Source organism: Methanosaeta sp. UBA458, assembly GCF_002496085.1.
Taxonomy (GTDB): Archaea; Halobacteriota; Methanosarcinia; order Methanotrichales; family Methanotrichaceae; genus Methanothrix; species Methanothrix soehngenii.
Window position 1 is genome coordinate 1 of the sequence record NZ_DAIK01000143.1, and the last position, 22,762, is coordinate 22,762.

Genomic DNA, 22,762 nt, shown 5'->3' on the forward strand with positions numbered 1-22,762 from the left:
ATTATCAGGGGTGCAGTCCACTAAATGGCCGATGCACTGCATCGCCGGCACGATTGGTGCAGAATTCCATTTCTCATTAGACCAAAGGAATATCCGGACGATAATCCACAAAGGCGTGGAAAGAGATGATGATGCTTATAGTGTGTTCGAAAATTCGCACCTAGAGGCCATGCTCAGAGCCGATAATATCAGGAGGGTCTATATCACGGGCTTTGTCCTTGATGTATGTGTCTACGAAACCGCCGTAAGCGCAATAGCCCTGGGTTTTGATACTTACATCGTTCTTGATGCGACCAAACCTGCGTATCCCGACCAGTTGGAAGAAACAATGGCCAAGATAAGAGATGCAGGCATAAAAGTGATATACAGCGCAGATCTTCTGGCCAGATCTGAATTAAGAAATGGGGACTAAAATAATGTCGCCTTTTTTCTAGCCCTTCATTTATCTGGTAGTTCATTTGCAGTTAACAGGAGCACTTTAGAAATCCAGGGCATTTGCCGTATAATCTATTGGCCTGATTTTTTCCGTTGAATCTGCTGAGGGAGCAAACGGGGGCTCGGGATCTATACCGAAAATGCTGCAGCAGGCCGAAAATCCCCTCTCCGGAGGCCCCTGAAGATATAACCTTGATCACAAAAGGCCTCAGGTCCACCACCAGCTTGCCCGCATGGCTGCGCGCGGGCGGGCGCCTGCACGCCAGGCAATCGGGGGCCGTAGGAGCGTAGGTGGGAAGGTGGGCCTTGGGCTTGTGATCTGTGGTCGGGTGGCATAAGATGCAAGCTGGAGGAAAGGGCAGGGCGGGTGTGAGGGCTGTGGGTGCGATAGGGCATGAAAAATTTGCCAGACAATTGTGGGGGCGTGAAATCCTATCAATCATGCTAATACGTGCCTTAATACCACTAAGATTGGATTACTTTGATAATTCTACGCTCAATTTTTCCCATGCTTCATCTGGCAAAACGGATAGTTTTAATGCATTTTGTTGGACCGTCGCGGCGCTTAGGAAGTACTCTTTTGTCTTAGATAAATCAAGTTTGAGCTTCTTTTTTAAACTGATTATTCGAACTAATACGCCCGGTGCAAGGAAGGCCTGTTCAGGGGAAAATAGAGGATATTTCCTTAGAATATCCAAATTGCTATATCCACCTGTATTACGGGGTCCATTTAGATCGATATAGCATATCTCTAAATACAAATTTAAAGCATCCTTGAGACGCCCCTCCATTCTTAAAAGTTCTGCCATATTAAGCTTTGTATTTCTGTAAAGGCCCCAATCTCCCCTCCTTGCATTTTCTATTATCTGTTTATTGAATAATGACCACTTTACATCATTATCTGAAGGCTTACAGCCAAATCTTGCTGCTATGGTTGCCTTCTCTTCTTCAAAAAGCAGCTTTTTTTTAAGGTATATATCGTGAGTTCCATTTTCGACGGACCATTGTTCTTTGATTAATTCCGCCTGAGCCATGGTTACAAGCACTTTCCGGCCATCTGATGGTCGTGTTCTAACATAGATGAATCCGCTGCAACTTGGGCATTTCATCTTTCGGGAGGGCATCTTGTCTAAGGACCAGCCACATTGTGGGCATACCGGCTCAGTATTGCCTATATCTTCTTTCCCACTTTTTGATAATGGATGTTTGATAGAATTAGGGGGGCTCATTTTTTATGCACCAGATTTAACTAATCTCAATAATATGATATTAAGTCTATTATTTTTTTATACTTTCACATGGAACACAGCATCTCACATATGCCTAATATAAATTTTCGCATATAACCTTTTCGATCTAACAAATTTATAATAAATTTGGTAAAAATAATAAATTTGGCAAAAAATCTTAGACAACAAATGGTCTTATATAGGACTCTATGCATCTTATCTTATTAGAGGTAGTATCGAATGGGAGAATGGCCAAATGCAATAGAGCAAGCTGTGGATAATGAAGCAATTCAGGAAGTAAGGTCTGATTCTGGCATTGGGCCCATTGAAAGATTAGCCAATAACTATACCGTCTCCACCGATCGACTTCTTGGTTTTTTGCTTGATATGTCTTATGATGAACTCCAAATTGTAACCTGTGATGCATGGAAGCAACGCTGTGGTGGGGTTCCAAGAAATTCATTAGTTATTATAAAACCAAGTCCCGCGATTCAGGCTTCATATCCAAATATGAGACCTCGACTAATTCTAGTCCGTATTACAGATGCTATTCCTACACCAATAAAGCAAGAAATACAGCAGACGATTTTCCAGATTCATAGGCTACAAGCACCAGTTGATCCAATTACAAATGAAGCACTTCAATGGGCAGCTCTTAAAGGAAGCATCTTAGGAACTTACTATGACGATGTAATTGATACTATTGATGAATCCGGAAATCAGGTACCTTTATTTAAACTGGGCTTTGGAAATGATATTGACAGCTTCTTTTCGCCTCACTTTTATGAGGTTTATGTTCCAATTGATGAACATTTATCGACATTAATCAATTCATTTGTCGCTGATAAATTGCCCGTTAAAATTGGACAACTAAGATATACTGAAACCATAGCTTCTAGCGTTACGCCTGATATAGATGTGCAAGTTTCACCAGAGGATTTCATAAAGAATCGAACTGCCCTTTTTGGAAAAACTAGAATGGGAAAATCAAACACAATAAAAGTTATAGCGGATATTATATTGCAATCAAATAACAATGTTGGGCAAATTATATTTGATCCATCTGGGGAATATTCATATTTTAATGAGCAAGATCAAACCAGCATTTATTTGATGCATAGAGATCGATGTACTCGATTTAGTCTAAATCCACGTCAGATTAAACAAGAACAAGAAGAGAATGTTCCGGTACCCAATATGCTGAGGACCAACTTTTTCCAACATGTGCAACTTGGACATTCTATTATAACCAGTCTATTTGATACGTTGCATCCCCGGCGTCCTGGATATCTGGAGCCATTCTTTCTGTGGAATTCTGTTGATCCTGATGAAATAGATACTCAGTTCCCAGATAGAGGAGATAGAACACGGTATTGCAGGGCTCTTAGTTTATATTATGCTTTGCTAAATAAATCTGGCTTCACTGCTCCAAATAATTTTTCCATAGATCTAAATTTGAGATGGGAAATAAAGAGGGAATTGGCCGCTAATGAAACACTTCGCGCATCAGCAATTTTGGAAAGTCGAAAAGGGGAAGAAGGACTAGCAGAAAGACAAAAGCTGGATGTTGCTACAAGAATTTATGAAGTATTATATAGAATTTACCAGAACAGAAGGGAAGACAATACCCTATTTCCGATAAGTACAAGAAGTGCCAGGCCTTATTTAGAAAACTTTGAGGAAATGGTTCTAAGAATGATTGGAGACCGGAGCATATCCGGCCCTCGCTATCTCATGCCATTCACCAGGTATCATGATCCAAGTGGCATAAATATTATTAGACAAATTGTTGATGACGCAGATAACAATAGAACTGTTATCTTAGATTTGTCCAATGCAGATCAAACCATAGCACAGTATTACAGTGAAATCATTTGCAAAGCCATACTCAATAGGCAAATGGATCGATTTGCAAATAATCAACTTGGAGATCATTCCGTATTGTTCTATTTTGAAGAAGCGCATAATTTATTTAGGCAAGATGACAAAGATCTGAATAGCGTTTACAACAAACTTGCTAAAGAAGGCGCTAAATTTGCTATTGGGATGGTTTATGCAACTCAATCAATGACAACACTAAGTCCTGATTTGCTCAAGAATACCGAGAATTATTTTATAGCTCATTTGAATGATGATCGAGAGATCCATGAATTAGAACGAAGATACGAATTTCGTGACATCGCATTGGATGTACAAAGATCACGCACAAAGGGATATGTCAGAATGATAACTCTTTCACAGAGGTTCGCTTTGCCGGTGCAGATTCGTAAGTTTGAGCCAAGGCAAAATGCTGGGAACTGAAGGGCGATAAAAATGTCCTATGTTGGTTCTGGTCAACTGCCAATAGAGCATGCATCTAAGATTGGCCATATGAAGTTCATCCAAGATGCCCATATTCAGAGAATGCTCAGCGAATTTGAAAGCACAACCTCGACTGCAATCGAGACTATCGGATTTAGAACGGGTCATATAGATATTAACAAAGATAATGATATTAATTTTATAATAGCCATCGATGGAGGTGAATCAGTGGTTCCAAATGAGATACGTTCTCATAAACGACTTGCATTTATATCAGTTTGCGCTTTGCTTTTGCGTGTTCAAGATATAGAGGAAATGAGACAGTGTCCAATTATAGATCCGAGAGATTTACCTTCTAAACTGCAAGTATGGAATAATCCCGCAATACTTCCCCTCTCCGGAATCCGACACCCAAATGAAACAATAAAGGATACTATCCGAAAGACTATTGATAGCACAATGCACTACACAGGACTTTATAATACACTTAAATTTTTAGTTTCCAGGGAATGGGACCTTAATTATGAGATGGGCTTAAATGAGGCACCTCATTTCTGTTGCCGAAATTGCGGAGAAGTTGTTTACATTCCAAAATCCGCACTTAGTTTTAGGTGTCTGAAATGCAAGCATCTTCATACACTCTCTGATTATCTTGGCATAGGTGAGGATAGTCCTGAAGAGTGGGCACGTGAAGAAGCAGCAACAGCGCTAAGAGATGTTCTAGAAACACTCACACTCTTTCATTTTGTGCGAATTTGGTATCAACAACCAAATAAACTCGGACAAGTATTATTCATAAAAGATGGACCACTTTTACTCAGAGCAGGGCTTTATAGATTATCTGATTCAATAAGGGCATTAATTCAATATTTGCGCGACAATGAAATACCTCTAAATCTGGTTGGAATAGAAAAAAATGGAGAGCTAGTTAATCACATTGAGGAAATTAAGGAGAACCTGCCAGAACCAGGTGATTATTTTGCACCGACAGTTAAATATATTATAGAAAATATTAGGGGCTACACATTTGATCCGTCAACGTATCGCAACCGCGTACAATATGGTTCTAAAGTAGTAGCAAGGTTAGGTCCACATCATGTCGTACCAATCGATATTCCCACAGGCGACTTTCTGCTTGAACCAAGCTTTGAGGATCTGTATAGATTTAAAGAAAGCTTAACTGTTTTGGCGAAGATGACCTGTTATAAGTACGAAAATGCCTTAATTCCTATTGTCTTAGCCAATGCTTACGCATCGATATCTCAACGGCCCTCGGGAGACATTCTGTACTCATTCGCATCTCGTTTCTTCTCCTAAAATGTCCGTAAAACCTTTCTTAAAATGGCCCGGAGGAAAACGATGGATTGCGGGAAATTTGGCACAAATTATTTCAATCAGACTCCGTAACAGATATTACGAACCCTTTTTGGGGGGAGGTGCTGTTTTCTTTTCATTGCTTCCGCAAAAAGGTACTCTATCCGATATAAATGATGATTTGATGAATGTATACATTCAAGTGCGAGAACATCCAGATGTTATTTTGGATGCATTGAAGAAAATACCAATTACAAAAGAAAAATATTATAGTATTCGTGCAGATGAACCTACAGAATTAATCGAAAAAGCTATACGATTTCTATATCTAAATCGAACCGCATTTGGCGGTATTTATCGCCTCAATCTAAACGGAAAATTCAATGTTCCATTTGGTGGAGGTAAACGTACACCTGAACCTTTATGGTCAAGAGATTTGGTAAAACTGGCATCGAAAGCTCTTCAAAGGATGGATTTGGTGACCTCTGATTTCGAGGAAATTATAGATCAAGCTGGAAAGAGAGATGTAGTATATTGCGATCCTACATACACAGCGACTCACAATAGCAATGGATTTATCCGCTACAACGAAAGAAACTTTTCATGGGATGATCAAGAACGTCTTGCTGCTGCGAGTCTAAGAGCATGTAAAAGAGGGGCTTATGTTCTGGTGAGTAATGCGAGTTGCCCTAGTCTTCATGACTTATACAATCCTTTCCAGCCAAAAATTCTTGCCAGAAAAAGTCTTGTTAGTCCAAAATCAGAGGCACGCCGGGAAATAAACGAATATCTATTTATTTTAGATCCTGATGACATGAAATAGGATATTGGCTTTCTGGTGAAAGGACTGCTCACTGAGCCGAATAGATCAATCAAGATTACGAAACAGAACTTGATAAGGGACTGCAAATTAAGCGGTCCAACGTTGTGCGATTAGCCCTAAACATTTCCGAGAAATTGATCCTTACTTCGTTCAAGTTCCGGAGGCATAAAGGAAAAATTTATGTAACAAAAGGATTGAGGCGGGACAAAATTCGGAAACATGATCTTTGGATCCACAGGATTTTCAAATTGTTCTACTTCTACAATCTCCAGGGCGAATCCAATCTCTCTGTTTCTAAAATAATCAAAAAACTCTTCTTCAGAGACCCCAGCATCATCCTTCAGCTGACGCCATAAATTGATTGGTTTATCCTCGATTATCTTACTTATCCTAAAGATTCCAACTATTTTTTTAATTGGATTGGTGGAATAAATATACACTCTACCTATATTTCTCTTGGAGAATGCATTCTTGCGAAATTCGTATTTTTTTCTCCCATTGATGATGGACTCCGCAAACTTTGGCTTAATGGATAGTAAAACGTCCATCGATCCCACCCATTTCCCTTATTTTGATGTATCTTTCTGTAGATAGCTCCACGGCCGATTGTGGGGCCGCCTTGAGTATGCCGTTGCCTATTAGCTCTTCTAATCCTAATGGCTTTGTAAAATGAATGTGATGCCTGAAAAGAAAAACAGATACAGGGCCTTCTTCGACGAGTTTATCTATTTCCATTCGAGAAAAAACTGTTCTCTTTGCGGCAAGTTGGAGTATCCTTTCTGCATCGCTAATGCCGACATGTATCGACTCCACTACACCGACTGAGGTTATCGCTTGAAGATCTTCAGATCGATAGAATAGTATCAGATCGCCTGGACCTATTCGTTTAATATTCGAATGGGATAGATATGCCTTCTTTATTGTATTTCCTTCAACAATGAACTCGCCAGAATGCTCGAACAATGTGGTCTGCCTGCAGGGGAAATCTGTGAACAGTCTGTCATGATAGGCTGGCAGAATGGGCAAAACGAATTTTTTAACATCATCGCCATCATAAAAGCTGGGATAAAATATTCTTGAGATCTCGATCGGAGAACAATATTTAAGTCCTTCATAGCCTTTGGCAATCAACCTCTTTACGAATATATCCTCTCCATTATCTTTTATAGCGATCTTATTGAATCCATATTCTGAGATCAATTCGACCAATCGATCTGGCGGTTTTGTGAAATGGGTTAAATAGATCTCATTTATGCCATTTCGAACCGAGAGGTCTACCGCCATCTTGATGAATAGCTCTCCGATTTTATAGCCGATATGAGTTACTTTTAGTGTGGCAATTTTTAACCGTTTTTTCTTGGGGAGAGGCGGTTTCGAATTATCGATAGACTCGTCCTCGAATTTGTATATAAGCAGAGCACCGATGCTTCCGTCCTTTCTATAATATACCCAGCTATTTCTTCCCTCATCGGATATTTTCTTGAACCATCTTTCAAATTCTGGATTGTATTCTTCTTTTAGGCTATCAAATATTGGATCTGAGTAATCTAGATTGCTGACTGGCTCACTTTTCAAGGCGGGTGGTATAATTATACGATCTCTGGTTAAATATACCTTAAAAATCTGCAATGCTTCATCTAGCAGAAGTATTTTATCGCTAATACCTAATTCATTTGATATTTTATGAATATCTCTATTTTCTGTTATGATAAAATCAAATAAATCTGCTAATTTTTTCAGGTCAGCCTTCGATAATGGTCGACTATCAAGTTCAATACTTGCCTCTTTTAAGGTATTTCTGAGATCTTCTAAGTTTTCCGAGAGGACTTTATCCCGCTTCACCTCTTCGAAGACATAAGAATCCAGTAGAAGCTTCATTGAGATCTCCTTTATTATCCTGCAAACATAATATTATTTGCGATTAAGCGCTATAGTTTACTAGACAATTTATGCCTACAAATAGCCGATCCATAGAGTGAAGGTAATAAATAATAATTAATAAATGCGGAGGACGGGAGTCGAACCCGCGAACACCTTCGTGACAGGGTCCTAAGCCCTGCGCCTTTAACCACTTGGCAACCCCCGCGTTCTTCGACATGCACCCCTTTTCGGGGCTCGGCCACACTAAAGAACTCAGCTCTACTAGAACTTTGCGATACCTTCAGGTCTCTACCATCCCTTCAGGCCCGCCACCCGCCCGCGCCCTCCTGGCCGCCGCTATCAGCTCTCTCATCTCCCCGGCTGTGAGATCGTGCCTGTGCTTCTGATCATCCCACTCCCGCCGGAAGGGATAAAAGTACTCATAAAGCTCCAGAACATCCCGCGACCAGAGAACCGAACCCTCTTCTATCACAGCCATCTTGATATGCAGCGGCAGGATCTCGAAGATTCTCAGGTCGTACTTCTCAGAACGAAGATGGGATACAAACTCCCTCCACAGCCCTGCCCTATCCTCTGCCTCCGGGGCCACCAGGCAGAGGTCTATGTCGCTATCCGGCCCGGCATCGCCCCGCGCCCAGGAGCCGTAGAGCAGCACTCCTAAAACCCTCTTCTCCCAGGAGGGCTCTGCCAGAAACTGCAGCTAAAAGATCACTTCTCGCACTGCTTCTCGCCCATCAGCCAGGCCATCACCGCTTTGCTGGTGTGCATCCTGTTCTCCGCCTCATCGAATACCCGGGACCTGGGGCCGTCCATCACCTCATCGGTGATCTCCTGACCCCGGTGGGCAGGCAGACAGTGCAGGGCAATGGCCTCCTCCCCTGCCAGGTCCATAAGCTGGGAATTGATCTGATACCGGCCGAATACCCTCAGCCGCTCTGCCTCCTCCGCCTCATCCCCCATGGAGACCCAGGTGTCGGTGACCAAAACGTCCGCTCCTCCGGCCGCCTCCTCCGGCTCCTCGACAACCTGCGGGCTTCCGCCCAGGGCGCGGGCCTCTTCCAATATCTCGGCCTTTGGCCCATACCCAGGTGGGGAGGCCACGGTGATCTCCATCCTCAGGATGGCCGAGGCCAGAATCAAGGAGTTGCAGACATTGTTCCCATCCCCAATCCAGCCGATCTGCAGGCCATCCAGAGCCTGGAAGTTCTGGCTCATGGTCTGGAGGTCGGCCAATATCTGGAGCGGATGCTCCCAGTCGGACAGGGCATTGATCACCGGGACGCTGGCATTCTCCGCCAGCTGGAGCACAGTGCCGTGAGAGTGGACCCGGGCGGTGATGCCATGCACATATCTGGACAGCACCCGGGCCGTATCGGCTATGGTCTCCCCCCGGCCCAGCTGCAATTCGTTGGCCGATAGGTATAGGGGATGGCCGCCCAGCTCCCAGGCTGCCACCTCCAGGCTGACCCGGGTCCTGGTGGAGGGCTTCTCGAAGATCATGGCCAGGCTCTTTCCCTCCAGCGGCTGGCCATGCCGGCCGCGCCTGGCCCGGAAGGCCTCCGCGCTCTGGATCAGCCGCAGTATATCCTCTCCAGAGAGGTCGGCAATGGAGATCAGATTCATGTCAGAATCCTCCTTTCCGGGGCCCTTGCCCTAGGCACGCAACCTCTGCAGGATCTCATCCATCTGGGTGATGCTCTCACTGCTGGGGGATACCTGTGCCTGGATCCCTTTGAACCCTGAAGCACCGGCCGGGCAGGACTCATCCCCCTCCAGCTGATTGGACCAGGGACTTTTTATCATGAACGCCAGACCCGGATGGGGCTTATCGGCAGAGGCTGTGGCATTCACCACAATCCGGTTCAGCTCGTTTTCCAGCAGAACCTTCCCCCCCTCTGCTATCCCCAGACTGGCCATATCCCCCTTGTCCAGGATGATGCTGGCACTGAGCCGGAGATACTCCTCCGAGTGCAATCCCATCTTTTCCGCCCCGTACTGGAAGATATCCCGGTAGGTGACAACCTTCACATCCACTGCCATTTAAATCGCCTCCATGATCCTGGTCAAAATCTGTTCATCCGCAAGCTGGTTGGTCTTCATTGAGGGCTCGAAGGTGACCCGCACCCCATCCGTTCTCAGCGCCGTGCCCCCGGTCTCCAGACCGGATATGGCAGAGGGGATCACCACCCGGGCAACATCTGCGGTCAGGGACCGGCGGGGATCAATGGCGATGATGGGGGCAGCAGCAAAAGACCTCGCCAGGCCAAGAGGCAGATCCAGCAGGGGATCAGAGCCCAGAACCAAAATGGCATCCGCCCCCTTCACCGCCTCCACCAGGCTGGGGGCTTCCGCCGCCTCTCCGGAGGCAGTGAACTTGACCCCTTTGACCCTTCCTGTCCGGTCGAACAATAGCTGGCTGTATCCGCGGGAGTTGTACTGGCCGGTCATGGGAACCACCTTGAATGTGGTGATCTCATTCAGCCGGCGAAGGAGTTCCTCGAACCGATCCATCTGATCCTGCAGGGAGACGAGCATAAGAGGACCGGGGAAGATCACCCCGTACTCGGTCTTCTTGATTATGGAGCCAAGCTCAATCATCTTCTTCTTGTCCCCGAACTTGGGGATCTTCCCCTCCAGCACCGCCAGGATCGCCTCCAGGAACTGCAGATCCTCGCCCGGCAAGACCCGGTAGGTGGTGTTGGGACAAAGCCGGGCGGTGGGCGACTCCCTCACATCCACCACGATACAGGTCCTCTCCTCCTCGTAGCTCTTCTGCCTTTTCTCGCCTCGGGGGAAATAGGAGAACCGGGACAGATGCCTGGGCTGGGTGCTGGATGGGTCCGAACCCCAGAAGATGGAGGTATCAGCGAAGTTGCGCACATCATCCAGAGTGCAACTGGGAATCTTCCCGGAGAGGATCCTCTCCATGAGCTGCCCCTCGCAATAACTGGAGGGATCATCAACGAACGCCCCGATCTTCGCCGCCAGGGCGAGCCCCACCTCCTGCGCCTCCAGGGTGCAGTTGGACCAGCCGTAGATCACGGGCGCGCTGGCGTTCCTTAAAATCTCCGCCGCCCTTTCTATCGCCTGATCTAAAGAAACCTCACTGCCCTCCACCAGAGGCCCCGTCCTCTCGCTGAATAGGGCCTGATAGTGGGCCTGGCCTTTGCGGCAGAGGTTCCTGGCCTGGGAGACAGACCCAGAGCCAGCGTCCGGAAAAAGTATGTCCTCGCATATGAGCGAGCAGCCTGTACAGGTCTTATAATTGAATTCTGTCATCTGCATCACCTCAGACGAACTCTATGGCCTTGCTCGGACAGGTCGCAGTGCAGGCATTGCACAGAATCTTATTCGGCCCGAAGCGCTTGCATTCTTGCAGGTTATTGGCCACTACCACCCCGTCCTCCACCCGGAGGATGACACGATCCCCCTCCGGACCGAGGCCAGCGCCGACCCTGGTGGGCTCGGCCGCCACATTCACCGGACAGGCGATCACGCAGTTGCCGCAGCCAAAACACTTCTCCGGATGAATGACAAGGCCGGTCTCTGAGGCGCTCTCCAGTGGAGCCACGATCTCCTTCAGCTTGGCGAGCTTCGCCTCATATTTCTTCTCTTCGAATAGAGGAGTGCACTCCTCCAGCTTCTTCTCCCGGCCCAAGAGGCCCACGGCAAAAGCCATGCAGGTGGGAAGCCCGCACTTCTTGCAGTTGGTCTTGGGCAATAGCATATAAATCTCCATGGCGCTTACCATAACCAGATACCTCAGTTTGGGAAGGATACAGCAGTAACATCAATCTCGATCATATTTATTGCCTGCGCAAAGCTTTTCATACTTCTTCAGGAATTGTCTTTTCAATGCCCTTCAGCAATCCCATTGCCCTTTTGGGCCTCCTTGGCATAATACCCCTGGTAATAATCTACCTCATCCGGCCCCAGCCAAAGGAGATCCGCTTCTCCTCCATCCAGTTCTTGCGAGAGGGGGAGGCGAAGCGCACCGCCGTCCTCAGCCGTCTGATAAGCGATCCCCTCTTCTGGGTGCAGCTCTTGGCCATCTGCTCTCTCTCCCTCGCCGCAGCCGGGCCCTACACCAACGAACAGGGGCCGGCAAGCAGCCATCTGGTAGTAGTCCTGGACGGCTCTGCGAGCATGCAGTCCTCATTCTCCCCCGCCCAGAACATCATCCGTTCATACCTCGACCGCTATGAGAGAATCAGCATCATCTTAGCAAAAAACGTTCCACAAACGGTCCTCACCGAGGGCAGTCCAGCTGAGGCCCGAGATCAACTCCCACAATTTAAGCCGGCTGCAGTCTCAGCAGACCTCTCCAGCGCACTGACCCAGGCCAGCATACTCCTGGGCAGCACCGGGGGGGATATTCTTCTGGTCTCGGATTTCATCAGCTGGACGGGAGACGATCCCGATGTCACCCGCAATCTCATCGAGGCCGGCGGCCGGGTGGGAATAGTCTTTGCCGACTCATACCAGGGAGGGAACAACCTGGCCCTGACAGAGGGCTGGAATGTGCCGGGAACGGGATACGTAAACCATACTGCTCTGATTCACAACTACGGCCCGACAAGAACCATACCCATTACCATCACCGGCCCGGGCGGCAAGACCAGCCAGGCAGCTGCAATCCCCCAGGACGGCGACTACTACCTATCCTTCACCGCCTATCCCGGGGTGAATGAGATCTCTCTGGACATTGAGGACGCCATCTCCTGGGACAACCGGGCTTATGTCTATGTGCCAGACCAGGCTAAGAGGGACGTTCTTTATCTGGGCGAGGCCGGGCCAGCCCTAAAAGCCCTCCAGTCCCTGCCCAATGTAAATGTTTTAACCTCAGGCAGGTACTCGGACTTCGATCTGATCGTCCTGGCAAGGAACGCCTCGGCCGACGGCGAGCTCAACCGCTACATCGACGGCGGCCGGGTGATCTACCTCCCCTTCGATCTTGAGAGCCCCCAGTATCTCCCGGTGAGGGTGACGGGAAAGCTCCCCGGCCCCACCAGGCTTTGGGTGAGAAATTTTGGTTTTGCCGAGGGCCTGCACTTCGATGAGATCGGGATTTACAGCTACCCGAACGCTGCTGCTCGCGGGGGCGCGACCACCATGGTGGAAGCCAATGGTGTCCCCATCCTCGCCTACTGGCGGCTGGGCGAGGGGATTGTGATCTATGACGGCCTGGAGATGGACTCAGACTTCTATCTGCGCCCCGAATACCCCATATTCTGGTATCAGATGATCAACTGGATGACGGGGGTGCCGGATATAGAAGACTCCAACCGGAAGACCGGGGAGATCATAGCCACAGGCGAGCAATCCACCATCCAAACCCCCAGCATCAGCCTCATCGCCAGCACTATTGCCCTGGACGAGGTGGGCATCTATCGCTTCCAGGGACGAACGGTGGCGGCGAACATGTACAACCCCACTGAGTCCTCCCTCCTCCGCAGCCGAGATTTCGAGCAGGGTGAATTTCTAGGAGTGGTTCGCAATACCATTGTACAGAGGGATCTATCCCACTGGGTGATAGCCCTGGCCGCCCTGGCCATCATTCTGGAGCTGGCCATCATGCGCTGGAGGAGGGAGACATGATCCAGGATCTCTATTTCGCTCGGCCGGAGCTTCTCTGGGCCCTGCCACCCCTAGCCCTGTTGGGGCTGGTCTACGTCCACCTTCGGGCCAGGAATAAGATCCTCGCCCTCTCCAGGCTGCTGATCTTCTGCTTGATACTGGCAGCGGCTGCAAACCCCTATTTTGTTCAAACCCAGGTCGTCCAATCGCAAAAGCCGAGCATCACCGTCCTGGATGACAAGACCGGATCGATGACGGTATTCGATCCCGATGTGGCGGCACGAGTTGCCGATCTGACCGGGGCTTCTTTGCGCACATTCTCCGGTGACTCGACTCCCCTGGGGGACAGGATCCTCCAGCATGCCCTTCCAGGAAGCACAATCCTCCTGGTGACGGATGGCTACAGCAATAGCGGCCGATCGCTAGAAGATGCCCTCGCCCTGGCCAGGAGCTCGAATAGCACTGTCTTTGCCCTGGACATCGATCCGGTGAAAGGCGATGCCGGGGTGGAGATATCAGGACCAAACACCGCTGTCCTGGGAGGGGACTACCCCTTCCGGGTGATGGTGAGAAGCTCCCTTGACTACAGCGGACCCCTATCGGTCTATGCCGATGAGAAAAAGATCTACAGCGACCAGATCCAGGCCAATGGGAGCGCCTCGATCAAGATCTCTCATTCCTTCCTGGAGACGGGAAACCATATCCTCAGAGCGGTGATCGCCCCGGATATGCAGCCGGCAAACGATGTTTACCAGAAGTCGATATATGTCGTCCCCAAGCCGGAGGTTCTCCTCCTCACCTCAAGCGACTCGTCCCTGGCCCAGAACCTGGATGATCTTTATAAGCTGACTGCAGCCTCTGAGCTTCCCCCCAGCCTGGATAGCTATAAGTCCATTATCCTTGATGATATCGAATACAGCTCGAGCCTCGACCGGCTGGAGGATTATGTGCGCGAGGGTGGCGGCCTGGTGGTAGTGGGAGGCAAGAATTCCTACGACCTGGGAGAATACCGCAACTCGACTCTGGAGAGGTTCCTGCCTGTGCAGTCCTTTCCCAGCCGCTTTGAGGGAGGCAAGACGCTCATCTTCGTCCTGGACATCTCCTTCAGCCTGCTGTCCACTCTCACCAAGGACGGGACCACCCTGCTAGACTATGAGAAAGCCCTGGCGGTGGAGCTGTTGCATTCCCCCCAGTTCCAGGATTACAATGTGGGACTGGTGGTCTTTGGAACCCGGGCCTATAATGTGATCGATCCCGTGCCCTTATCCCGGAGCCAGAACGTCCTCGCGGACAGAATCGCTACCCTTGCCCCCACAGGAACGGAAAACAGCTATCTTGACTCTGGCCTCGAGCTGGCCAGAGATATGATCCAGGCCAGCGGAGGCGAGGGGGAGATGATTGTCCTCTCCGATGGAAACCTCCAGAACTATGGGGATGTCGTAGTACGATCCAAGGAGCTGATCCGGGAGATGAACATCACCACCAGGCTGATTCAGGTCCAGGCCATCCCTGGCGCGACGGGTAGCTTCCCGGATATCGCCAGCAGCACGGGCTCGGAGTTCACCTATTTCGTTTATCCCGACTCTCTGACCACCATCAGCACCCCTCTGCCCGAGGAGACGAGGCCGCCGGAGAAGAACATCACTAGCTACGACCTGGCAGTGGTCAACCAGAACCACTATATCACCACCGATCTGGAGCTGAACGCCACCATCACTGGCTTCAATGATGTCACCCCCAAACCCGGCTCTTTGAGGCTGGTGGCACTGACCGATGGCAAGCCCGTCCTCACCGTCTGGCGTTACGGCCTGGGGAGGGTAGCGGCCCTGACCACAGACAACGGCATTTCCTGGGCCGGTCTGCTATATCGCAGCCCCAGCTCTCAGCTGATATCCTCCGTCGTCAACTGGGCGGTGGGCGATCCCCGGCCGCAGGAAGACAGAGTGGAGGGAGAGGATGGATGGCAGAACACTCCCTTGCAGATCACCATTGCCAGCAACTCCCGGCCCAGCCTGCCCGGGGCGAACGTGGAAAAGATAGGGGACAATAGATACACGGCGACGTTTACTCCCAACAGCAGCGGCATCTACTATATAGGAGACTACGGAGTTGCTGTCAACTACCCCCTGGAGTACAGATACATCGGATACAATCCAGATCTTCCCAGCCTGATCATGGCCAATGGAGGCAAGGTCTTCACCGAGGAGGAAGCGGGGAGGAGCCTGATTGCAGAAGCATCTCGGGTCAGCCAGAGGATGACAGAAGAGAGGGTATCCAGAAGGGACGCTCTGCTCATCATCGCCCTCTTGATATTCCTGTTGGAGATTGTATCAAGAAAGATCAATGACATACGAAGGCAGGGGCGGACAAAGCCGTGAGGTCACCATCAGATTTTAATAGCATAATCAGCCTGTAGTGAGATATATTATGGAGGTAACTGCCACCAAATGAGTTCTCAAATGTGTGCCGTCTGCGGCCTTCCACAGGAGCTATGCATCTGCGAGGAGGTTGCCAAGGAGCAGCAAAGGATCGTAGTCAAAGTTCAGAAGCGTAGATATGGAAAAGAGGTGACAGTTATCCAGGGCATTGATCCTCATGAGATCGATCTGCAGGAGCTGTGCACTCACCTGAAATCCAAGCTGGCCTGCGGCGGGACGGTAAAGGACAGTCTGATCGAGCTTCAAGGCAATCATATACAAAGGATCAAGGATATCCTGGTCAAGAAGGGATTCGGCGCAGACCAGATAAGCACCTGAATCCCATTTCGCAGGTTTTTATCGATGGGCAGGCAGATCCTAACTTACGTATTTTCTTTGCTCATTTTCTTTTCTTAAAAAAGGATTGATTATGATGAGGGAGAGCGCAATGCCTGGCTGCCCCCCTCCTCTTGAATTGCATTGGAAGGAGCCACCTCGTCTGAGCTCATAACAATTGAGAATATCCACTCGCTCAGGCTGGCGCAATGCTCGGGAATGCATTCCTCTATGCAGCCGGCGCAGGGCTCAAAGGCATCCAGAGCCATAAGAGGATCGAAACGTCTGCCGCTAGTCCTGCTGACGCAAAAGAGCCTATAAGTCCTGATGCCGTCGACCGACTCCACCTCTCGGGTAATATGGCGATCTTTGAGCAGCTTGGCCACTATGCGAGAGCATTTTCTGGAATCGATCTTCAGAGCCTTCCATAGATCGCTTTGCAGGGCTCCCTCAGGATGCGATTTAATGTAATCTAATGCTTCCTCGACAGACATCCCCGACACTCACTCCACTGGGCTGATTAGAATGATGTTATTGCCGCGCAGGATGACCGATCCCAAAGAGCGAGTCTTCTCGCCCCCGATCAGCTCCACGGTCTCCAGCAAGTGCAGGTTCAAGTACTCATCTACGCTGTTGAGAACACCCTCCAGCACGTATCGGGGTGATCCCTTCATCTCTACCTGAATCTTGCTACCTACCAGACTCTGTACCTTCTTAGTTGGGAACATATTTCAGACTCCTTGGCCACTTCGACGGATAACCCTTATGCAGTTTCACTGGTCTATATTGATGCGGTCGATACCCGTCATATCTAGACGGATACCACACCTTTTATCCCAGCGACGCTCTTCACGAGCTCCTTCTCGATGAAGTTCTTCAGGGTCATCTGGGAGAATGGACAGCCCGCACAATGCCCCTGCAGCCTTACGGTCACAATGCCATCACTGATATCGACGAGCTCAACATCTCCGCCGTCCACGCGAAGGCCCTCCCGGATCTTTCCCAGGGCCGCCTCCACCTCGTCATTTAGGTTTTGCATGAGTATTATCGTCTCCTTTAACCTTTATGGAATTAACCTGGTGCCCGATTATGGTAAACCTTATCCCTTTTAAAGCTTCCTCGAGCTCTTTTATGAGCCGCTGACACTTATCTGGGCCTACAACGGTATTGACCATGACTCCGGGCTCTGAATGATCTCGGATGGCCTTCAATGCCATATCGGGATCCTCGCTCAGCTGGAAGCTCTTCCAGTTGGTGGGTGCCATTCCTTGATACTCAATGAGATAAAAGCCGGTGATTCCAAGCTCCGTCAAGCTGTTGATGACTCTGACGAGATGCTCGTGATCTACAAAAATCTTGACCATGGTCTTCATGGAGTTTCCTCACCTATATATCGGCCATAAGACCTTATAAAACTTCGCGATACCGGGATATTCTTTTATCCTACCCAGGCCATGCATTCCCTACCATGCCATCCAGAGATATCAGAGACGTGCTGAAGAGCAGGGGAATCACTGAGGAAGAGATCATATCTGCAGCAATGGAGCTATACTTCCCCCATCCCGGAGTGGAGACGCGCGAGCGAGCAGAAGCCGTATTCCGCCGGGAGATGAACCTAGCTCTGTCCGACCCCAATCTGGCCCTGCTCATATACGCCGCCCTCCTCCTGGAGGTGGAGGGAGAAAGGCGCAACCTTCCCAACCTGAAACCGTCCGACTATGAGAACGATCTGACCTGCCTCATCGCGGACGAGGTCATAGGCCTGAGCATAGCCAAGTACGTGGGCGGATATAAGGGGCTGTTCGATTATGTGCGCTACGACAAGGCCAAACCGGGAATACTCTCCCGGCTGGGACCCTTCCTGGATGATGCTCTGGCCGGGCTTATCGGCGGAGTCTCAGCCAACATGTACACCAGAGCGGCAACGAATCCGGGGAGCGGGAATTGAAAGGCCTCTTGTTCGCCCTTAAATCCGGCTTCGGATGGCTATCCGCCATACCGGTAGGCATATCCATGGAGGGTGTGGAAGCCCTGATGGACCATGTCTATGTCTTTCCCCTGGTGGGCTTGGTTTTGGGGGCGATCCTGGGAACGGTATCCTACATCGCTCTGCAGGCATTTCCGGCGAGCCTGGTTGCCGTAGTGGTAATAGTCGCTATCTACTGGCTATGCGGCATAAACCACATCGACGGCCTGGCAGACTTTGCTGATGGTGTCATCGCTCACGGTACAAGGGAGAAGAAGATCGCTGCGATGAAGGACGTATACATGGGAACCGGAGGAGGACTGTATATCGTCGTTTTAATCCTGGCGACATTTGCCGTCCTGTCCAGCCTGCCGGAAAGGCTCTTGCTCCTGGCACTTCTCACCGCAGAGGTCAGTGCCAAAGAGGCTATGATATCCTTTGCTGCCTTCTCCAGCTCCCTGCAGAAGGGATTTGGGCAGATAATGATTCAGAGGACGGATAAGGGCCAATTCCTACTGGGCCTGGTGATATCGGCGGTCATCTGCTCACTCGCCCTTGGAGCTCTCGGACTGGCGATCCTGGCTGCAGCCCAGCTGGCCGCACTTTACCTGGTATGGGTCTCGAAGAGAAACTTCGGCGGAGCGACTGGTGACGGCATTGGAGCGACAAATGAGATTGCCCGGGTGACTGCTCTCGCTGCCGCCCTGGCGTTAGGAGGTGTTCTGCCCTGGACGCTCTGGTGATGGCTGGAGGAAGGGGCTCCCGTCTGAATAGGGGAGAGAAGCCCATGGTGACGATCTTCGGCAGGAGGTTGATTGAGTATGTAGCCCTGGCCCTGGAGGATAGCTCAGTGGAGAAGATCTACGTCGCCACCACTGAGAATGTGCCCCTCACTCGGGCCTGGGCACGGGATTGGAGCCTATCCGTGGTGGATACTCCGGGGATGGGCTTTGTCCCGGACATGATCTCTGCGGTGAATGAGGCAATGGTTACCGATCCCATAATGGTCATCATGGCCGATCTGCCCCTGATCACAAGCGAGCTCATCGATACTATAATCGAGGTCTATGAAGAACGTCCTGAGCCAGCCCTCTCCACCCACACTCCACTGGATCTGCACCGCCGTCTGGGCCGGAGGCCCGACTCCCTCTTCAACTACCGGGGCCAGCTGATCGTGCCCTCAGGGATCAATGTGCTGGACGGAGGAGAGATCGAGAGAGAGCAGGAGGATTATCATCTGATAATGGAGAGGATAGAGCTGGCAGTGAATGTGAATGTGGCAGAGGACCTCCGCCTCTGCGAGCGGATACTGCAAGGTGATTTTATTTGAATGACACCATAACGATTAACGGCGAGAAGTTCTCTCTCGGAGACCTGATGTTGCTCACCGGCGAGGATGAGGTAAAAGAGCCGAAGGGCTATATTCTCCTCGTGGCCCGAGCATTGCGCAACCCATTGAGGCTTCCCTGGCTGCTCAAAGAAATATGCAGCCTCTGCATCAAGGAGGATGAGCAGAGGGATATGAGGCTTAGCCTGATCCGAGTGCAGGTCGATGCCGAGCTGAAGATGAACCAGGATATCCAGAGATTCCAGCAGAGGCGTTATGTTGCCCAGGTGATTGAGATCCTGCTGTTCAACGATCTGATGCTTGCCCCCAGGGAGGCAGTGGAAGAAGGCGATATGGAGTAGACGATGCCTGTGCCCATGGACCATTCCATATCTATGGCGCAAGGGAACTCCGGTCTTTAGGCCGGAGAAGCTGACCTTCCTTTCATATAACACACAGGAGCAAAAAAATCTGATTTCCGGGGAGAGGACCACCTGCCCAAGAAGCCCTTCCTGACCTTAAGGGCCCCGAGGCCTTAATTCCGGCATGGTACGACGCCGGGATCATGCCAGGGGGGCCTGGAAGGTCCTCGCGAGCTCAAGATCTAAGTGGTCTCATTCTGCATTTCTGCGGCGCTCGGTGATGCTGCAGTGCTCCCGGGTGCGGATGGGCTCCCTCGCACACTGCTTCCAACAAAAGCGGCCTTTGTCGTCAATCCCACTCTGGCGGCATTGACGGTGATGTTGCTCTTGCCGGCATCAGGATCGCGGCTCAAAAACTCATTGATGCTCTCGGTATATAGTGCCGATGAAACGCCACCGGGGCTCTTGGCGAAGGCGATGTTCCCAAATACTGCCGGACTGATCCCGGATAGATCCAAAGCATATGGATTCTTCCATACATACGTGGGATCGAATTGATTTATGATGCTCCTGTTTATTGCAGAAATATCTTCGCGATTACTAGCTACTGCCTCAGAAGGCAGCTGGGCAATTGCAGGCGCTATCAATGCCAGCATGGTCGCCAGGACCATTATGCTAAAAATCTTTGCCATATTAATCCTCCTAAATGCGCATCCTGCCCTCATTCCCACTCCCTGGCACAGATGCGATCGGTGATCGATTGATGCTTCTATCGCGGGAGATGAATGCTATTTCATCACCGCAGATAGCGGTTCGAACTATAATGATAATAAACCTTGTGGTTATCGTTTATCCCGCTCCAGAACCCGGAACTCGTACTTTCCTCCATCCATCCTGAGAGTCCATATCCTCCAGCCCGATGGGAAGCAGACGTTCTTATGAGCGATTCCCACAAGGTCGAACTGGATGGTATCACCCCTCTTGAACTCCCCTGCAGTCAGGGTCTCGCCCAAGGTGAGCGCCCCGATCTCCCTATTGTTCACCAGCAAGATCACATCGCGTTCTCCGGCTCTGGTCATGGTTACATACAAGGTGCCGTCGATCGGGGCGGCGATGTCTGGTGACGGTGGGAAGGCTAGAACTGGACTCAAGCCTATGGCAGCGGAATAGAATGGGAAAGCTGAGCCTATGCCGCACTCTCCCTGCTTGATTCTGAACCACCCTCCCTCCCCCCAAGTGAGACCCCAGGAGTTCTTCCCTATCCAGCAATCCTCCCCTTCGTCATAGCCAACGATCAGAATGGCATGGTTGCCTACGAAGTTCCCATAATCCTGACTGTAGATCCCCCCATCATGCTCGAAGAAGTCTGCATAGACCGCCATGCCGCTCATTAGAGGGCCGGTTGAGGCGATATGGGCTTTGGCCTGCTCCGGGCTGAAGATCGTCTCAGAGAATGTGATGGCAGTCAATCTGCTCTTGAAATCCGGGCATGGCTTCCAGTCTCCAGCATAAGGACAGCAGAGCTCATCGCAAACCCCGGACTCTGCAGCCGTGAGCATCCGCCCGAATTGAGCACCGCTCTCGCATTTTCCACCTCCTCGGGGAAAAAGATAGGCCTCAGAGAGATCGGGCTGCAATTTGGGGTCCTGATTTGCGATCTTTATCATGGACTCCATCAGGGCGATGGTGGCGAAGGCAACGGAGCTACTGCATTTTCCCTGATCGCGGATGGGGGTGGTAAAGTCTTCGCCCTCAATACTCCTCCAGTCAAAGGAAGAGGGATGCTCCACCGCCCTCAGAAGCTTTGCCATGGCAACAAACATGGCCATATTATGCTGAATCTCTGCTGGCGATACTATCAGCCCGGTCGAATATGTCTTTCCCATTGTCTTCATCTCCAATCAATGCTCAGACGGCAATTCTGCCAACATCGCTATCTCCGCCGCACAGTCTATTGGTGGCTAAGACGAAATGCATACGAAATATCCAATCCCCGGGGCTGCATTCCTTGGCTTGAGTTCATTTGGAGGGACGACATTTCTATAGCATAATAGGCTGGATGAAATATATACTTGTCCGCTTTTCAGCTAATGCCAACCGACTGGAGGTGGACGCCTCTTCCCTGGGATACGTTTAAAATTATAACGAAGATAATTGACAGGCAGGTGGGCAAAAGTGAGACGAACTGACATGCAAATGGCATTTGTTTTGATGTTGCTATCATGCTTATCGATTCAGGCCATAGCCCTGGATCCCGGCACCATCGCAGTGCCCAGTATCACCGGAGCCAACATGGATATGCCCAAGCCCCTGATCACTCCCCCCAGCATGGATATGGCAAATTCCCCCACCAAAGTCACAGTGGTGGAAGGGAAGAGAGATCCGTTCTCTGATGGATCGCCATTCAATGAGACTGAAACCAGCGAAGCAGATAAAGTGAGCGGGGATTGGACGGTGAGATTTGCCAATCGGAGCGATGTCTCCCTGGGCCTCGACCTCTGGGCCTCCGGTGGGAGCAAGGTGATGGGCTTTGGCGAACTGAGAGAGGGCCTGGCGAAGAACTCCGTATCTGCCAGCGGCTCCTTCGAGGGAGAACTGCTAATGCTGAAGGTCAAATCGGCGGCGCCAAAATTCCCGGATCAAAGGTATGACGGATGCGATCTTGATCTGGTTTTAGCAAATGAAACGCTATTTGGAGCTTATATACTGAAGTGGAATGGTGAGATCATGGACGAGGGAAATGCCACCGCCGTGAGGATATAGGCCCCTGGAATGGCTTTGCATCGAGAAACAA

General features: G+C 50.1%; 26 protein-coding genes and 1 tRNA gene. 12 read left to right on the plus strand and 15 right to left on the minus strand.

Going from position 1 to position 22,762, the window contains the following annotated elements:
• On the plus strand, window positions 1-412 hold a 412-nt coding region (locus BP822_RS10700; RefSeq protein ID WP_286878274.1), incomplete at its 5' end, for an isochorismatase family protein.
• 499 nt (window positions 413-911) lie between these two features.
• On the opposite strand, the gene BP822_RS10705 is transcribed toward BP822_RS10700, so the two are convergent.
• Complete coding sequence (locus BP822_RS10705) at window positions 912-1,664, minus strand: hypothetical protein (RefSeq protein WP_273278130.1); 753 nt, start codon at window positions 1,662-1,664, stop codon at window positions 912-914.
• Window positions 1,665-1,904: 240 nt separating this feature from the next.
• Between BP822_RS10705 and BP822_RS10710 the strand changes: the two genes are divergently transcribed.
• The 3 genes from BP822_RS10710 to BP822_RS10720 are packed head-to-tail and all read left to right on the plus strand — an operon-like array spanning window position 1,905 to window position 6,102.
• The gene (locus tag BP822_RS10710) at window positions 1,905-3,965 is read left to right on the plus strand and encodes a helicase HerA domain-containing protein (protein ID WP_273278129.1); all 2,061 of its coding nucleotides are present in this window, start codon (window positions 1,905-1,907) and stop codon (window positions 3,963-3,965) included.
• A 12-nt stretch (window positions 3,966-3,977) separates the two neighbouring features.
• The gene (locus tag BP822_RS10715; RefSeq protein WP_273278128.1) at window positions 3,978-5,282 is read left to right on the plus strand and encodes a hypothetical protein; all 1,305 of its coding nucleotides are present in this window, start codon (window positions 3,978-3,980) and stop codon (window positions 5,280-5,282) included.
• A 1-nt stretch (window position 5,283) separates the two neighbouring features.
• Complete coding sequence (locus BP822_RS10720; RefSeq protein ID WP_273278126.1) at window positions 5,284-6,102, plus strand: DNA adenine methylase; 819 nt, start codon at window positions 5,284-5,286, stop codon at window positions 6,100-6,102.
• 116 nt (window positions 6,103-6,218) lie between these two features.
• Here BP822_RS10720 and BP822_RS10725 read toward each other — a convergent pair whose 3' ends face one another.
• The 8 genes from BP822_RS10725 to BP822_RS10760 all read right to left on the minus strand — a co-directional run bounded on the left by BP822_RS10725 (window position 6,219) and on the right by BP822_RS10760 (window position 11,734).
• Entirely contained in the window at window positions 6,219-6,650 is a 432-nt protein-coding gene (locus BP822_RS10725) for an ASCH domain-containing protein (protein ID WP_273278125.1), read from the minus strand.
• Window positions 6,628-7,980, minus strand: coding sequence for a hypothetical protein (locus tag BP822_RS10730; protein ID WP_273278124.1), 1,353 nt, complete (start codon window positions 7,978-7,980; stop codon window positions 6,628-6,630). Before BP822_RS10730 ends, BP822_RS10725 begins: the two co-directional genes overlap by 23 nt.
• A 125-nt stretch (window positions 7,981-8,105) precedes the next feature.
• Window positions 8,106-8,188 (minus strand) — tRNA-Leu (locus BP822_RS10735).
• 75 nt (window positions 8,189-8,263) lie between these two features.
• A complete protein-coding gene (locus tag BP822_RS10740) occupies window positions 8,264-8,683 on the minus strand; it encodes a nucleotidyltransferase domain-containing protein (protein ID WP_349681853.1) in 420 nt (139 codons plus the stop codon).
• A gap of 8 nt (window positions 8,684-8,691) precedes the next feature.
• On the minus strand, window positions 8,692-9,606 hold the full coding sequence (gene argF, locus BP822_RS10745; protein ID WP_286878275.1) for an ornithine carbamoyltransferase: 915 nt from the start codon (window positions 9,604-9,606) through the stop codon (window positions 8,692-8,694).
• Window positions 9,607-9,636: 30 nt separating this feature from the next.
• Window positions 9,637-10,023, minus strand: coding sequence for a molybdopterin dinucleotide binding domain-containing protein (locus BP822_RS10750; RefSeq protein WP_286878276.1), 387 nt, complete (start codon window positions 10,021-10,023; stop codon window positions 9,637-9,639).
• Entirely contained in the window at window positions 10,024-11,262 is a 1,239-nt protein-coding gene (locus tag BP822_RS10755) for a formylmethanofuran dehydrogenase subunit B (RefSeq protein ID WP_273278120.1), read from the minus strand.
• 10 nt (window positions 11,263-11,272) lie between these two features.
• Window positions 11,273-11,734, minus strand: coding sequence for a (Fe-S)-binding protein (locus tag BP822_RS10760; RefSeq protein WP_013719392.1), 462 nt, complete (start codon window positions 11,732-11,734; stop codon window positions 11,273-11,275).
• Window positions 11,735-11,838: 104 nt separating this feature from the next.
• On the opposite strand from BP822_RS10760, the gene BP822_RS10765 reads away from it, so the two are divergent.
• The 3 genes from BP822_RS10765 (at window position 11,839) to yciH (ending at window position 16,316) form a co-directional block, all read left to right on the plus strand.
• Window positions 11,839-13,581 carry a BatA domain-containing protein gene (locus BP822_RS10765; RefSeq protein ID WP_273278119.1) on the plus strand — a complete coding sequence of 581 codons (1,743 nt, stop codon included), beginning with the start codon at window positions 11,839-11,841 and terminating at the stop codon, window positions 13,579-13,581.
• A complete protein-coding gene (locus BP822_RS10770) occupies window positions 13,578-15,938 on the plus strand; it encodes a vWA domain-containing protein (protein WP_013719390.1) in 2,361 nt (786 codons plus the stop codon). Before BP822_RS10765 ends, BP822_RS10770 begins: the two co-directional genes overlap by 4 nt.
• 69 nt (window positions 15,939-16,007) lie before the next feature.
• Complete coding sequence (gene yciH / locus BP822_RS10775) at window positions 16,008-16,316, plus strand: stress response translation initiation inhibitor YciH (RefSeq protein WP_013719389.1); 309 nt, start codon at window positions 16,008-16,010, stop codon at window positions 16,314-16,316.
• 89 nt (window positions 16,317-16,405) lie between these two features.
• Here the strand turns inward: yciH and BP822_RS10780 are convergent, their stop codons facing one another.
• The 4 genes from BP822_RS10780 to BP822_RS10795 form a co-directional block, all read right to left on the minus strand.
• A complete protein-coding gene (locus BP822_RS10780) occupies window positions 16,406-16,807 on the minus strand; it encodes a helix-turn-helix transcriptional regulator (RefSeq protein WP_013719388.1) in 402 nt (133 codons plus the stop codon).
• Between the two features lie 9 nt (window positions 16,808-16,816).
• Window positions 16,817-17,041 (minus strand): LSM domain-containing protein, encoded by a 225-nt coding sequence (locus BP822_RS10785; protein ID WP_048132106.1) that lies wholly within the window; start codon window positions 17,039-17,041, stop codon window positions 16,817-16,819.
• Between the two features lie 83 nt (window positions 17,042-17,124).
• Window positions 17,125-17,352, minus strand: a complete 228-nt coding sequence (locus BP822_RS10790) for a NifU family protein (protein WP_013719386.1) — start codon at window positions 17,350-17,352, stop codon at window positions 17,125-17,127.
• Window positions 17,336-17,686: an MJ1244 family protein gene (locus BP822_RS10795; RefSeq protein WP_013719385.1), complete on the minus strand. Its 351-nt coding sequence runs from the start codon at window positions 17,684-17,686 to the stop codon at window positions 17,336-17,338. Before BP822_RS10795 ends, BP822_RS10790 begins: the two co-directional genes overlap by 17 nt.
• 95 nt (window positions 17,687-17,781) lie before the next feature.
• On the opposite strand from BP822_RS10795, the gene cobZ reads away from it, so the two are divergent.
• Genes cobZ through BP822_RS10815 form a run of 4 tightly spaced genes read left to right on the plus strand, consistent with a single transcriptional unit; the run spans window position 17,782 to window position 19,968 of the window.
• Window positions 17,782-18,261, plus strand: coding sequence for an alpha-ribazole phosphatase CobZ (gene cobZ / locus BP822_RS10800; RefSeq protein ID WP_052297539.1), 480 nt, complete (start codon window positions 17,782-17,784; stop codon window positions 18,259-18,261).
• Window positions 18,258-19,022: an adenosylcobinamide-GDP ribazoletransferase gene (cobS, locus tag BP822_RS10805; protein ID WP_286878277.1), complete on the plus strand. Its 765-nt coding sequence runs from the start codon at window positions 18,258-18,260 to the stop codon at window positions 19,020-19,022. Before cobZ ends, cobS begins: the two co-directional genes overlap by 4 nt.
• The gene (locus BP822_RS10810; protein WP_013719382.1) at window positions 19,022-19,609 is read left to right on the plus strand and encodes an NTP transferase domain-containing protein; all 588 of its coding nucleotides are present in this window, start codon (window positions 19,022-19,024) and stop codon (window positions 19,607-19,609) included. Before cobS ends, BP822_RS10810 begins: the two co-directional genes overlap by 1 nt.
• A complete protein-coding gene (locus BP822_RS10815; protein WP_013719381.1) occupies window positions 19,606-19,968 on the plus strand; it encodes a hypothetical protein in 363 nt (120 codons plus the stop codon). The genes BP822_RS10810 and BP822_RS10815 overlap by 4 nt, the downstream gene beginning before the upstream one ends.
• 242 nt (window positions 19,969-20,210) lie before the next feature.
• On the opposite strand, the gene BP822_RS10820 is transcribed toward BP822_RS10815, so the two are convergent.
• Window positions 20,211-20,660, minus strand: coding sequence for a hypothetical protein (locus BP822_RS10820; RefSeq protein WP_013719380.1), 450 nt, complete (start codon window positions 20,658-20,660; stop codon window positions 20,211-20,213).
• A 150-nt stretch (window positions 20,661-20,810) separates the two neighbouring features.
• The gene (locus BP822_RS10825; RefSeq protein ID WP_157863718.1) at window positions 20,811-21,854 is read right to left on the minus strand and encodes a C1 family peptidase; all 1,044 of its coding nucleotides are present in this window, start codon (window positions 21,852-21,854) and stop codon (window positions 20,811-20,813) included.
• Window positions 21,855-22,164: 310 nt separating this feature from the next.
• On the opposite strand from BP822_RS10825, the gene BP822_RS10830 reads away from it, so the two are divergent.
• Window positions 22,165-22,731, plus strand: a complete 567-nt coding sequence (locus BP822_RS10830) for a hypothetical protein (protein WP_048132102.1) — start codon at window positions 22,165-22,167, stop codon at window positions 22,729-22,731.
• Window positions 22,732-22,762 lie beyond the last annotated feature (31 nt).